The following is a 12,970-nucleotide window of genomic DNA, read 5'->3' as shown; positions in this document are numbered from 1 at the left end:
ATCAGGCTAACTATCAGGCTCATTGTTAGGTAAGAGCGAGCGCAGCACAGTTTCCAGCTCCTGCTGCGTCATAAAGCAGGGCACTGGGTAATCCGGGTGAGCCTCGGCCAGTGCCTGCCTGGCAATGAGGGAGATATCCTCGGCTTTTAAATCGGTAATGCAGTGTGGAATAGCCAGCTCATCCAGCAGCGCATAAATTCTATCGCATAACTCAGCGGCCGTGCTGTGCTCACCCAAGGAGTGCTTGGCTAAGCGCTTCATCTGGGCGTCTATTCTATCGCCATAAAAGTCCAGTATGGGCCTGAGTACCAGGGCATTGGCGAGGCCATGACCTAGGCCATAAACAGCCCCTAGCTGATGGGCGATGGCATGCACATAGCCGACCGAGGTGCGGGTAAAGGCCTGACCGGCGAACATGGCGGCCCAGAGCATGTCGGTGCGGGCGCCGAGGTCGTCGGGATGGTGATAGGCCCTGGGCAACGCATCGAGAATAAGCGCCACGGCTTTTTCACTTTTATCTCGCGTATAGGCGGTGGCATTGATGCCAATGTAGGCCTCTAGGGCATGGGTGAGCGCATCGATGCCGGTGCTGGCTGTCAGCCCCGGTGGCAGCCCTGTGGTGAGCTCGGGCAAAAACAGCACGCCCTTAGGCATCAGGCAGAGGTCATTGACTGCGAATTTAATTCTGCGCTCGGTATCACTGACTACGGCCGCTACCGTTACCTCGGAGCCGGTGCCTGCCGTTGTCGGGACACCATACACAGGGGGCAAGGTGCGCAGCACCTTAAACAGCCCGCGCATTTGTCGTAACGACTTTTTGGGGCGAGCAATTCGTGCGGCGATAAGCTTGGCGCAATCCATGGCCGAGCCGCCCCCTATGGCTAACAGGGTATCGCATTGGTTTGCCTGGTAGCAGCGCACGCCTTGCTCTATCTGTTCGATACTGGGATTGGCACTCAGGTCGCTAAAGGTTACCACCTCAATGTGATTGGCCAGCAGTTGTTCTTTTAGCTGGGCATGCAAATTAAGGGCGAGTACGCCCGGATCGCTGACCAGCAAGATACGTTTACACTTTTGCGCTTCTAGGTATGCCAGCCATTGTTCAATGGCCTTATCACCGTGAAATACATGGGGCTCGGGAATAGGCAAAAGCATCGCCGCCAGGCGCAAACCCAGATGATACATGCGATAAAAAAGGTGTTGAATGGCCATGTTTTCCCTGTGCTAACTCATTGAATAAAAGCCTGTTCTTATAAAAGCAAATTTAGGTACTAAACACCAGGGCCGCAGAGCATGCTGTTATTTTTGGTACTGAGGCGGCGCCGAAATCGGTTAGCGCCTAACCACATAGCGCTGTACGCATTTATCGCCGACCTCTATCTCGGAGTCGAGCCGACCGCCGCAGGAGATGATGGTTCGGCCGGAGGCCTGATTATCCTTATAACAATGGATGTGCACCTCATTGACCTGGCGCTGCTGCAAAAACGCGATGGACTTGGCCATCAGCACCTTGCCCAAACCCAGCCCGCGTTTGGAAGGGCGAATACTTAAACCGATATGGCCGCCACAATGGGCAATGGCGTCATTCAGGGTGTGGCGAATATTGGTCACCCCGATGATTTCACCCTTATCGACCAGCCACAGGGTTGAGCTCGACACAAAACCTGCGGGCAGGTTGATCCCATGTGCAAAATCATCCAGCCGTGCCAGCAAGGCGGGAAAATCCTGGTGGTCAAAATCGAGGGGAAACGGGTAGCGCTCTTCAGCGCCTAACTCGACGATATAGTCGCGGTACGATTGCTCCAATGCCTGGCTGGGGGTAACTAACTCCATGTATTCGCTTCACTTTATATTGCGGTTTTTATTTGAGTCAGCATATATCAAGTGCGCGGCAAACGACTAGCGTATTTGCAAAAAAAGGGGGCCAGCTGACCCCATATAAAGTGATTTAAAATAAATGTCGATGCTGCTCATCGTAGCTGAGGTGCTTTGGCATCAGGTAGTCGCGATACAGATAGCGATAAAGCTTGTTGATCTTCTGTTTTGCTTTGTCTTCTGCGCTTTCCTCCGTCGCCGGGTAGTTGTCCAAAAAGGCGGTGAAGCCATCCTGGTGTTTCTTGGCAAGCTTGGCCAGGTTATTGGCGTAACCTTGATAGAAATCCCCTTTTAGGTGCTGTTGCAACTGGCGCAGGGCATTTAAATCCTGCTCGGCCAGATAGCGAATGGCAAGATAGGACCATTGGTAAATTTGCTGGCTCGAATCCTCATAGCTGGTGGCAAAAATGGCCTCCAGTGTCGGGCGCTCATGCTTTGGCGTTTCGGCAATGGCTTTATAGGCTTTGGGGTTGTGCTCGCCTTTGGCGACTAATTCCGCTAAGCCTTCACTCCACCACACCAGTTGTGCCGGGAAGTGCCCAAAGCCGCCGTATTTATTAAAACGGCCATCCAGGTAATGCACGTATTCATGGTTTAAATTCCATACCTTATTTCTGTCTTGTAGCCAAAATGCCCTAAAGGTATAAAACGTGGCCTGGTTATTGGGGTCGCTTGGTGTGCCTTCGATATACATACCGCCGTTATTGGTATCTATGTCGAACAGCAGTTGGCCGTAGCGGTTATAGTCAGCATATTGGTCAAAAATAATCACCCGCAGGGCTCGGTTATGATCGTTGGCCACGGCGTGGTATTGGGTGTCGAGCAGGGTATGAAAGTCCTCCTCCTGTGCGGTAAGCCTGTTACAGCTATAGGCGAGTTGCTCGGCGTCTAATGAGGTGGCGCGAATAAACAGGCGTTCGCTGCACTCATGATTTATTGGTAGCGCCTGGTCGATATCAATTTCCAGGCACTGGCCTTTAAAGGTTTCACCACAACTGCTTTTGCCGCGAAAGCTATTAACCAGGTAAACGCCTGAGAACAGCGTTTGTTGCTGGGTCTTGTTTGGTTCTGCCTTGGTCAATGCCTGCCATACCTGAGTGTCCAGTAGCTGCTGTTGCTCCCGCGGCAACAACTGGTGCACATAGCCCAGCACCCACAGGGCATGGGCCTGCTGCCAATCGCCTCGTGCGATGCTCTTGAGCAAGACCTGGCGCAGCCTAGCGTCTGCGCTGATGCTCTGGGCCAGTTGCTCGTTGTCACGGGCGCTAAAGGCTAAAAAACCCAGGGCGCGATAGCTTTCCCACAGGGCATAATCACGCTCTAGCGAAGGTGCTGTTTGCTCTTTAGTTAGGGTATTGAGCGTATTTTCAAGCCATTGCGGCGCCTGGTCATAGAGCTTTGGGGTATCGAGTAGGCGGTACAGTGTTACCGCATAGTGCTCTAAAAATCGCTGTTGCTGCGCCTTTGGCGCATCCTCAACTCGCACTATTAAGGCCTGCAGCGTAGAGTTTAGGTTCACTAATTGCGACTCGCTAATGGCGTCTAGATCGCCCTTGTAACTGTAGGCGCGCAAAAAATACAAGGCATTGTTTAGCGCTGTCCAATCGACCGTGCGCGCATCGGCCTGTGTAGAGATAAATGTCAGCGTGTCCTCAAGGGCACTGGCAAAGGCTGCGTCTGACGGGGTGAGTGTCGGCGCGCTGTGCCAGATATCAACATAGTTATAGGTAGTTGTTGTCGATGGGGTTTTCTGCACCGAGGTGCTGCAGGCGCTGAGCAGGGTCAGCGCGATAAGTGCTGTAATTTTTGTCATTGTGATCGCGTTAGAGTGAACGAATAGAGCAACAAAATACATTTAAAATATATTGTATACAATAATTTGGGGTGACTTTTGTTGCGAATAGTTAGATTTTGATCAATTATATTGCACACAATCTAAATGAGGTTACCTTATGTCTATTTATGAATTTTCCGCGACCAATAACCGGGGCGATGAGGTGGCGTTATCCGCCTATAAAGGCAAGGTGATGCTGATTGCCAATACCGCCAGTAAGTGTGGTTTTACGCCTCAATATCAGGGCTTAAATGATCTATACAAAGACCTGCAAGCAAAGGGCTTGGTGGTGCTAGGTTTTCCCTGTAACCAGTTTGGTGAGCAAGAGCCGGGCAGCGATAGCGAGATCAGCGAGTTTTGCGAGCTGAACTATGGTGTGTCTTTCCCCATTATGAGCAAGATAGACGTTAATGGCGCGGGTGCTCATCCCTTGTTTGACTACCTCAAGGCTCAGGCCCCGGGCCTGTTGGGCACCAAGAAGATCAAATGGAACTTTACCAAGTTTCTGGTCGACCAAAACGGCAAGGTGTTAAAGCGTTATGCACCACTGACCAAGCCCGAAGCGATCCGCGCCGACATCGAAGCCCTGCTAGCGAGCTAAACATGAGCATGGATCAGGATCTCTATTTGCAAAACCAGCTGTGTTTTAAGCTCTATACCGCTTCTCGGCTGGTGATCCGCGGTTACCAGCCGATGCTGAAAGACTTAGGGATCACCTACCCCCAATACCTAGTATTGCTGGTATTGTGGCAGGCTAACGAGCAGGGACAGTTGCCTTTAAGCTTAAAGGCCCTGGGTTCACGTTTGCATCTCGACTCGGGCACTCTAACGCCTTTATTAAAGCGCATGCAGCAGCTTGGCTTGCTCAGCAGAGTGCGCAGTGAACAGGACGAGCGGCAATTGCAGATTGCCTTGACGGAGCAGGGCATAGCCCTGGCACCTAAGGTTAAAAAATGGCGGGAAACACTCAGTGAAGGCCTGGCCTGCCAGCAGCAGGCGCTAACCCAGATGGCCCAGCAGCTCGATCAGTTTATCGGCCTGTTAGAAACCGAATGACCCCACTACGTCATTTAAAAAAATGAAAAATGCTGGTAGTAATGGGGCGGTGCTTACAAACTTAGGTGAACCTTGTTGTGCGTTATTTTTTTATCGGCATACTTCTTTAACGCAGCATTTAGGAATTTGTTTTGCTTTGCGCATGGAGGGCAAGGATTTGCGGCTTCCATATTAATGGAGTAGACGGTGTAATCTTGTGCACCAGAAACGAGCGGCTCCCCTAATATTTTCTCTAGTTTTTCTACGATATTCTGCGTGTCTGCAAAGTCTGATTGCTGCTTGAATTCAGTGACTATCTGCTTATTAAGCTCAGTGCTGTGGTGTACCAGCTTACCTTGTTGATTAAAGATAAGTACTTGTGGTCCACCCGGCATCAAGCCCGCTTCATACATCTCTACGGCATTAATTGTAAACTCTTTTGCAAACGAAGATGTGCTAACCAAAACAAGTGCCATGAATATTAGTTTTTTCATGCGAATTTCCCTTTTACTTTATTAACTTAAATGATGCCATGATTGGCGTATGGTGTTGTGAAACTGGTATAAAATTGTCGCGCTGAATATAAGGGCGCATATCCCGCCGCTGAAAAGAAAGTACAGCGGTACATAGGTAGCAAGATCAACTAAAAGCTCTTGCAAAAGGTGTATAAAATTCGCGAAAAGTATAAAAATCGCCGCGAATATCGGTATTGCAACAAGCATAAAACGTTTTATCTGATTGCCTAACTGACGATGAGTTGGAGCCCCGACGCTAAAACGTAGCGCCAGCTCTTGGGCGTCTTTGCGGCAGAGTTGAGCCAAACTGGTTATACAGAAGGAGATTGTCGCTAATAAGATGATGATGGTGATCACCAGCATAGTCAGCGTAATAGATAAGCGAGTTTGATTCTCTTGAGCAACGATGCGCTCTAGGCTGTCCAAGCTAAATTCATTTATGCTTGTGTCATAGCGGCCAATAGCGTCGGATAAAATATATTTTAAATCTGCCATATTAGCACCGGAGGAAATGACTAAATTAATGATGCTGTTGAACGTAGTTTGCAGCTCATAAACCCTGGGCACTGGTGCTGAATCTGCACTTTGATAATGAACATTGTCGACTACGCCAATCACGCTGTATTCTGTGTATTTTTCACTGTAAGGGTCGTATTTCAGAAGCTTGGCTTGTGCTAACGAGCTGTTTTGAAAATAACGTTGCCATAAACTGCGATTAATAATCACGGCGTTGGTATGGTTAAAAGAGAAGTTGTTGCCATAGATAAAAGGGATGTTGAGCGTTTCAAAATAGTTGGGAGAAACCAGGTTGCTATGGGTGTTACTGAATTGGCCGCTGCCAATTTTTTCGCCTGATGCTAAAAACCAGTTTGAAAAGTAATGGCGATTAGTCAGTGGAAGGTGATTGCTGCCCCGGCCTGGTTAATTTCCTCTTTAGCCATTAACATCTGCTCTAACTGTGCCAGTGAAAACTGCGAGTACATTCTTATGTCATGCTGCTCGGGAAATTCAAAACTCACATAGTATCTTTGTGTGGTGTCAAAGCCTAAATCGGTGTGGTAAATATTATATTGGCTGTGTAACAGCAAAGTAGCCGAGTAAAGCGTAACAAACGACAGGCTGAGCATCAGGGCTAACAAGGTGTGACTTTGTAATATCTGGCTTTTACTTGCGCTTGCACCCCGTCCAATGGGTGTTTTAATCCATTTGCTTTGAATTGTATAAAACACATTCATGATCAGTATGACAAGTATCAACATACCCACACCTAACCGGCTGAAAGTGAGCTTGTCCGTAGCAGATAACCCCGTTTTTAAACTGGGTAACAGCATGTCTGCGAGGGCGTTGCTCACAGGGGTGAGCAAAAACGCGATTAGCACAATCAATAAGGCCGTCGCGGTAGACTCCAGATAACCTTGCCAGGTGATCTGTTTGTACGATGCACCACATAATTGCCTGACGATTAACTCTTCTTGCTTGTAGTGGCACTGGGCATTAAAAACGGTCAAAAATGCGATAAAGCAAAACAGTAACAGCAGTGAGAATGCCGCCATAAGTATGTTCACTCGGGTGACTATCATCTCAAACTGTTGGGGATGGATCCCGAATACGGCGGTAATGCTGATTTTATCCTCTTCCAGCAGCAAGCCTTGCTCTATAAGGTGAGCGCTCAGAGATTGGGCTAGCTCTTCGTTAGAGCGCGTCGGCTCGGTAATAATATAGCTATAGGTGTCCGGGGTAAGTTGGATGTTTTCCGTATCAAGGATAAAGCTTTGTTGATTAAAAGCCATTAGCAGGTCCAATGGCACCCCTTTACGCAAAGACTCCATTTCAGGCGGCAAGATGGCAACAATCTTGACGGCCTTGCCGTTAACAGCGATATACTTGCCAATAACCTCTTCGCCGGAGAGTTGCTCTTGCCAAAAGTGATAGCCTATTGCAGCGCTGGCTTCAGCGCCTGTTTTTGGAAAGTCCAAGCTGCTGAGCGAGCCCTTTAAAGCCGTTAAATTAAGGCTTTTGTAAGCACCGGAAAAGAAACTAATGTTGGTTTGATATTGCCGCCCTAAATAGTTCAGCGACAGTGGCACCGTTCTTTCATAGAGAATGGGGTGCGCCAGCGTTTGCGCTATTTCTTCTGCTAGATAGGGCTCTAAGGGGCTTTGTGATTCGGCTTCTTTAAGCACTATGTGGTGAATCGGCGTATTCGCTTCGAGCCCAGCAAAAGTGGGGCTTAGATAAGTGGCCTTTATGCTCGAAAAACTAACCAAAATACTCAGGGGGAGCGCCACTAACACAATAGCGAGAAGTAGCTTCTTGCTTTGGTAAGTTTGCTTACTCCAATTAATGAGTAAATCGATGAGCAGTGATTTCGTCATAAACCGATTTGACCATCTTTAATGGGGATCTGCCTGTGCGCCAGTGCCGCGTGCTGTTGGTCGTGCGTTATTACACAGATGGTACGCCCTTGCTCGTTGAGCTTCTGCAAAATGTTAAAAACCAACTCACTGTTATATGAATCAAGATTTCCAGTTGGTTCATCCGCTAATATGATGGAAGGCTGGTTGATAAGGGCTCTTGCGATTGCGACCCTTTGTTGCTGACCGCCCGACAATTCACTGGGCAAACGATTATGTAGCTCTGCAATCCCCACAAAGTTAAGCGCTTCCATCACATACTGACGGTAGTCAGCGCGTTTAATCTCGTCGTTGTAGTTTAGCGGCAGTGCCACATTGTCAAAAACATTAAGTCTATTTAACAAATTAAAGTTCTGAAAAATAAAGCCTATTTCTCTATTTTTAACTTTCGATAACGACTTATTGGTTAAATTTGTCGTATCCCTTCCCAATAACAAATATTTACCGCTAGTGGGTTGCTGCAAAAGCCCCAAAATAGACATGAGTGTACTTTTGCCACTGCCTGATTTACCGACAATTGCCACGTATTCGCCAGATTGAATAGTGATATTGATGTTTTCTAAGGCTTTTTGCTTTGACTTCGTGTAGCTAAAGCAAACATTTTTCAATTCGATTAAATGTGGTTTCATCATCTGCGTTATAGCGTCAATCGTTCGTCAGTGACCACCGCTTGTGGGATCAACAGTAACTTATCTCCTGCTTCAAACGCATTTGAAGTGAGAATAAGTTGTTGGTTGCTAAGCTTAAAGTCAGCTTCTAGTTTGTCGGCCGTATTGGCACCCGGGTTCAACTTATAAACCTGCCACCTTTTATATGTTGTAAAGTTGTTCGGCTGGTCGATAAACATGTAGTTGGTGCGTTTGCTGAGGGCGATACTCGCTTCAATACTCTGTTTACTGCGCAGCCAGCTGGGCGGGGTCTGATCGAAGGCGATATATATATTGACACTTCCCTGTCTGACAACGGTATCAATATGCTCTATCTTGCCCGCTAGTTCGCCATTGGGGGTTTTGATGGTGGCTGGCAATCCCGTGCTTAATTGTTCCGATGAATACTGGGCTATGGCGACCTGAGCAATAAAATGCTGCGGTTCGATGATCTTAAAAAGAGGATCACCCTGTAATACTTGTTGGCCAAGCTCAATACTAATATCGCTGATTATGCCGTCTGATTGAGCTGTGATAGTGAGCGCGTCGAGTCGGCTTTCTAGATAGCGGATCTGCTCTTGTTTGGCTTCGTACTTTGCATCTAATGCAGCTTCATGCACTTGATACGTTCGCGAAAATTCTTCTTGTTGCTGCTCTAGCAAACTCACTTCAATTCGTTGTTGTTGTAATTGTATTTTGGCTTGCTTATACCTGATTTGCGAAACAACGCCTTGTTTTACCAGTATTTCATAGGCTTCGAGCTCTAATGCCTGGTTTTGTTTTGCGGCGATTGCTTTTGCAAGTTGTGACTCCAGACGGTATTTTTCGGTTAATAGCTCACTTTTGCGCATAGCAACATCAGATTTAAGCGTGATTAATTGCGCTTTCTCTAATTTATATTCTTGCTCTAATTCGTGATTTTGGATTTTAGCGAGCGCTTGCCCTTGCTCAACGGCTTGTCCTAAACGCACGGATAATTGCGTTATTCGCCCCGGATCCTGGGCATCAATTAAGCTGGTTTCTCTTACTGTAATAGCACCTAAGCCGTTGATCGTCTCACTTTTTATGCCTTGTTTTACTTGATGGATCAGTGAAAATTCACCGGGCACCTTGCTAGTAGCAAACCAGGTAAGTTTTACAACAAGTACTATGAGGCCAAGAGCGACTGCAATTAAGAATAAATAAGTCGTGGGTCTATTTTGCTTTTCTTCTAGATGCTGTTCCATGCATTTCTCGATAAGTGACTGCTAAATGCAATACAATAATAGGCGGCATGTCAATTATTAGCATGCCGCCAAAAACCTCTAAAAGAAGCTTTTATTTTTCTTCACAAACCCAAACACCTACACAGTAATTGTCAAAGCAAACGTATCCTGCATAGCGACAACTAGCGTAGGTGGCTGTTGAGGTTGCGACTAGCGCAAGAGCTAATATGATATTTTTTGTTTTGGTTTTTATAAAATTTCCATTTTAAGTTTATTTGATTATGTGGCAGGTACCTTGCCGAATGAAAGCGCGACCGAATTAAATCATTTAAACTATTAGTTATCAATTGTTTATATTTTTTTAACAAGTGGCCGGTGATATTACTGTGAAATTGGTAAAAGAGTGGATGAGAGAATAGACAGCATCAAAGGTCGCCAGACCCTACAAACCGAAAAGCCTGAATCTGTCATTTAACTAAATGAAAAATATGATATGTTTTTAACCAGTTGCATTGAATGAGCACTCGCTTATGAACAGCGTCTGGCTATTAATTGGTTTGGCTGTGGCCCTTATCATCATGATTACCTTCGCACGGCGTGGGCTTTGGGCCAGTCGAAAGGGTTATCCCCTGTTGCTTGCCAGCTTCCCCCTTTATTACTGGCTTTTTGCTCTCTGGGCCATGGACTTTCAGGCGTTGCTCTATGAAGCGGCCACCGCCGTGGTCTTTTTTCTGCTCGCCGGGTGGGCCATTAAAAGTCGTAATCCGGCCCGTTGGTGGCTGGCGGGGATAGGCATGCTATTGCACGCTGGCTATGACTTCTTTCACGATACCCTCTTTAGTAATGCCGGCACGCCCACCTGGTGGCCAGAATTTTGTGGCATGGTGGATCTTGTCTTGGCCCTGTACTTATGTGCGCTGGCGACCAGTAGCGGCGCGCTCAGGCTGCCGGGGCAGCGCCTGACCTACAAAGAATAATGACGACGCGCCACTACAAGGCGGCAAAATAAGCTAAGGTTAATAAGGGAAATTAACCTTAAAGAAAAAGGACTTATGATGAAAAAACTATTCCTAATTTTAAGCCTGATGGTGATCAGTCTAAGTTGGGCCGGGCAAACGCCGAGCGTGGAAGTGGCTAAATCCTGGTTAGGCGGTATAGATGCAGGTCAATATGAGCAAAGCTGGGATGAGGCTGGTGCGCTTTTTCAGGAGCAGGTCACCAAGGATCAGTGGCGGGACATTATCAAGGCGGTACGCTCGCCCTTGGGAAGGGTAATCAGCCGCGCCGAACTTGGCCGTCAAAACTTTACCTCTTTGCCCGGTGCCCCCGAAGGTGAATACCTGGTGGTGCAATTTCAAACCGAGTTCGCCAATAAGGCGGGAGCGGTAGAGACCCTGACCCTAAGCAAAACAAACGATAAATGGCAGCCGGTGGGCTACTTTATCAAGTGATCCGGTACAAGATCATGGCCCACGAATAAATCAAGGAAGGAGTATGAAGGCAATATTAAGCATTGATGGTGGCGGTATTCGCGGAGTGTTGCCGGCCTTGGTACTGGCGCAAATAGAATCTCGCGTTGGTCGCCCCATTGCCCGGTGCTTTGATCTGATCGCCGGCACCTCGACCGGAGGAATTCTTGCTTTGGGCCTGGGTAAGGATAACGGACAGGGGGTACCGCAATACAGCGCCCAGGCGCTGGCGGATATGTACGAACAGCACGGTAAGGAAATATTTTCACGCTCCCTGTGGCGCGGTGTGTCCTCGGTCGGTGGTTTACTCGATGAAACCTATACCCATAAGGGTCTGGAGCGTCTGCTTGAACATTACTTTGACGACGAGCCCCTGGGGGCGTCGCTAACCCGCTTACTGCTGACCAGCTATGATATTCATAACCGCAAACCGTTGTTCTTAAAGAGTTGGCGTCAGGAGCATCGCGCCGTACTGATGCGCCATGCGGCGCGAGCCACCTCTGCCGCGCCCACCTATTTTGAACCAGCCCATATTCCCGTCGATGGTGCCAAGCGCGCTCTGGTCGATGGCGGCGTGTTTATCAATTCACCCTCGGTGTCGGCCTATGCCGAGGCGCAGCGTATTTTTCCCGAGGAAGAAGACTTTATGCTGGTATCTATCGGCACCGGTGAGCTCAATCGACCCATTGAACTGCGCGACGCCAAGGATTGGGGCAAGGCTGGTTGGGTGGCGCCCTTGCTTAGTTGTATCTTCGATGGGGTGGCGGACGCCGCCGACTATCAAATGGATAAGATCTTGGGGGAAAATTACATTCGCCTGCAAACCACCCTGGACGTGGCCTCCGACGATATGGACGATGTTACTCGTGGTAACATCGCCAACCTAAAGTCCGAGGCCGCCAGGCTGTTAAAAACCCATAAAACAGAGCTAGACCTCGTTTGCCAGCGCCTTGTTGATAAAGTCAATTAACAGCAGGTTAAAGGCAGTTAGCTTATTCACTTTCGCTCTTGCTTTCGGGCTGCATTGAACTGCCGATGGAGGCGATGATCACCAAGGCAATGGCAAGCCATTGCAGTGGCGAGAGTAATTCGCTGAGGATCAAAAAACCCGGCCAATGCGGCGATGGCGGGCTCCATACTCATCATGACGCTAAAGCCTTGTGCCGGCATATTGCGCAGCGCCACCATCTCTAGGGTATAGGGCAGGGCACTGGACATAATCGCAACTAACAAGCCGAGTGGGATCACTTCCCAGCTGAGCAGCGCCATGCCTTGATGCGCGGCGCCATAGGGCACCAACACCAGGGCCGCCACCGTCATGCCCAAGGCCACGGTGCGTCCACCTGAGCTTTGCGTGCCGGTGCGCTTGCCAAATAAAATATACCCGGCCCAACAGGCACCGGCGATTAGCGCCAAGGCGACACCCACGGGATCAAGTCCGGTTTCAGCATCAATTTCGGGCAATAACAGAATGATACCTGTGATGGCAAAGGCCACCCACAGCAGATCCCGTTTACGTTTTGAGCTTAAGAGCGCCACCGCTAAAGGCCCGGTGAATTCCAAAGCCACGCCGATACCCAAGGGAATACGCTCGATGGCGTAATAGAAGGTGATGTTCATGCCGCCTAAACACAGGCCATAGACGATAATGCTGCGCCATTGCTGGCCCTCCGGCAGCGCCTTCCAGGGACGAAAAACAAGACACAACACTAGGGCGGAAAAACCCAGGCGCAGCGCCGTGGTGCCCTCGGGGCCTATCAAAGGAAATAGTTGCTTGGCGATGGAGGCGCCGGACTGAATGGTAACCATGGCCAGTAAAACACAGCCGATGGCGGTCAGTAGCACACGGTGGTGAGCGAAAAACATGTTGGAAACCCGTGTTTGGTGAAGTGGCGCTAGTGTAGCTAAGCCCCTTGTTTGGGTAAATACTACAAAGTGCCACTGGTCGTATTTTTATTGGTTTTGGTCTAAACCAC

Annotated in this window: 13 protein-coding genes and 1 pseudogene; 5 read left to right on the top strand and 9 right to left on the bottom strand. The window is 48.6% G+C overall.

Going from position 1 to position 12,970, the window contains the following annotated elements; translation table 11 throughout:
* Positions 1-6: 6 nt before the first annotated feature.
* The 3 genes from C2M29_RS07590 to C2M29_RS07580 form a co-directional block, all read right to left on the bottom strand.
* Positions 7-1,212 (bottom strand): iron-containing alcohol dehydrogenase, encoded by a 1,206-nt coding sequence (locus C2M29_RS07590; RefSeq protein WP_105189174.1) that lies wholly within the window; start codon positions 1,210-1,212, stop codon positions 7-9.
* A gap of 120 nt (positions 1,213-1,332) precedes the next feature.
* A complete protein-coding gene (locus C2M29_RS07585) occupies positions 1,333-1,833 on the bottom strand; it encodes a GNAT family N-acetyltransferase (protein ID WP_105189173.1) in 501 nt (166 codons plus the stop codon).
* 115 nt (positions 1,834-1,948) lie between these two features.
* Entirely contained in the window at positions 1,949-3,688 is a 1,740-nt protein-coding gene (locus C2M29_RS07580; RefSeq protein ID WP_158684672.1) for a collagenase, read from the bottom strand.
* A 139-nt stretch (positions 3,689-3,827) separates the two neighbouring features.
* On the opposite strand from C2M29_RS07580, the gene C2M29_RS07575 reads away from it, so the two are divergent.
* Positions 3,828-4,310 (top strand): glutathione peroxidase, encoded by a 483-nt coding sequence (locus tag C2M29_RS07575; RefSeq protein WP_105189171.1) that lies wholly within the window; start codon positions 3,828-3,830, stop codon positions 4,308-4,310.
* A gap of 2 nt (positions 4,311-4,312) precedes the next feature.
* Positions 4,313-4,765 carry a MarR family winged helix-turn-helix transcriptional regulator gene (locus C2M29_RS16835; RefSeq protein ID WP_105189170.1) on the top strand — a complete coding sequence of 151 codons (453 nt, stop codon included), beginning with the start codon at positions 4,313-4,315 and terminating at the stop codon, positions 4,763-4,765.
* Between the two features lie 53 nt (positions 4,766-4,818).
* Here C2M29_RS16835 and C2M29_RS07565 read toward each other — a convergent pair whose 3' ends face one another.
* The 5 genes from C2M29_RS07565 to C2M29_RS07545 all read right to left on the bottom strand — a co-directional run bounded on the left by C2M29_RS07565 (position 4,819) and on the right by C2M29_RS07545 (position 9,546).
* Positions 4,819-5,238: a hypothetical protein gene (locus C2M29_RS07565; protein WP_105189169.1), complete on the bottom strand. Its 420-nt coding sequence runs from the start codon at positions 5,236-5,238 to the stop codon at positions 4,819-4,821.
* 21 nt (positions 5,239-5,259) lie between these two features.
* The gene (locus C2M29_RS07560; protein ID WP_105189168.1) at positions 5,260-5,985 is read right to left on the bottom strand and encodes a hypothetical protein; all 726 of its coding nucleotides are present in this window, start codon (positions 5,983-5,985) and stop codon (positions 5,260-5,262) included.
* Positions 5,986-6,149: 164 nt separating this feature from the next.
* Positions 6,150-7,634 carry an ABC transporter permease gene (locus C2M29_RS07555; protein WP_105189167.1) on the bottom strand — a complete coding sequence of 495 codons (1,485 nt, stop codon included), beginning with the start codon at positions 7,632-7,634 and terminating at the stop codon, positions 6,150-6,152.
* Positions 7,631-8,305 (bottom strand): ABC transporter ATP-binding protein, encoded by a 675-nt coding sequence (locus C2M29_RS07550; protein WP_233998377.1) that lies wholly within the window; start codon positions 8,303-8,305, stop codon positions 7,631-7,633. Before C2M29_RS07550 ends, C2M29_RS07555 begins: the two co-directional genes overlap by 4 nt.
* Before the next feature lie 5 nt (positions 8,306-8,310).
* Positions 8,311-9,546 (bottom strand): HlyD family secretion protein, encoded by a 1,236-nt coding sequence (locus tag C2M29_RS07545; RefSeq protein ID WP_105189166.1) that lies wholly within the window; start codon positions 9,544-9,546, stop codon positions 8,311-8,313.
* Between the two features lie 509 nt (positions 9,547-10,055).
* Here C2M29_RS07545 and C2M29_RS07540 point away from each other — a divergent pair.
* The 3 genes from C2M29_RS07540 to C2M29_RS07530 all read left to right on the top strand — a co-directional run bounded on the left by C2M29_RS07540 (position 10,056) and on the right by C2M29_RS07530 (position 11,964).
* Positions 10,056-10,502 (top strand): hypothetical protein, encoded by a 447-nt coding sequence (locus C2M29_RS07540; protein WP_105189165.1) that lies wholly within the window; start codon positions 10,056-10,058, stop codon positions 10,500-10,502.
* Between the two features lie 75 nt (positions 10,503-10,577).
* Entirely contained in the window at positions 10,578-10,976 is a 399-nt protein-coding gene (locus C2M29_RS07535; protein WP_233998376.1) for a DUF4019 domain-containing protein, read from the top strand.
* 43 nt (positions 10,977-11,019) lie between these two features.
* Entirely contained in the window at positions 11,020-11,964 is a 945-nt protein-coding gene (locus tag C2M29_RS07530; RefSeq protein WP_105189163.1) for a patatin-like phospholipase family protein, read from the top strand.
* Between the two features lie 22 nt (positions 11,965-11,986).
* Here C2M29_RS07530 and C2M29_RS07525 read toward each other — a convergent pair.
* Positions 11,987-12,860: pseudogene (locus C2M29_RS07525) on the bottom strand (EamA family transporter).
* Positions 12,861-12,970: the final 110 nt, after the last annotated feature.

Origin of the sequence: Pseudoalteromonas sp. T1lg48 (assembly GCF_002964785.1) — a bacterium.
Classification (GTDB): Bacteria; Pseudomonadota; Gammaproteobacteria; order Enterobacterales; family Alteromonadaceae; genus Pseudoalteromonas.
Note: the sequence above shows the minus strand (reverse complement) of the source record. Positions and strands in the feature narration are given on the sequence as shown.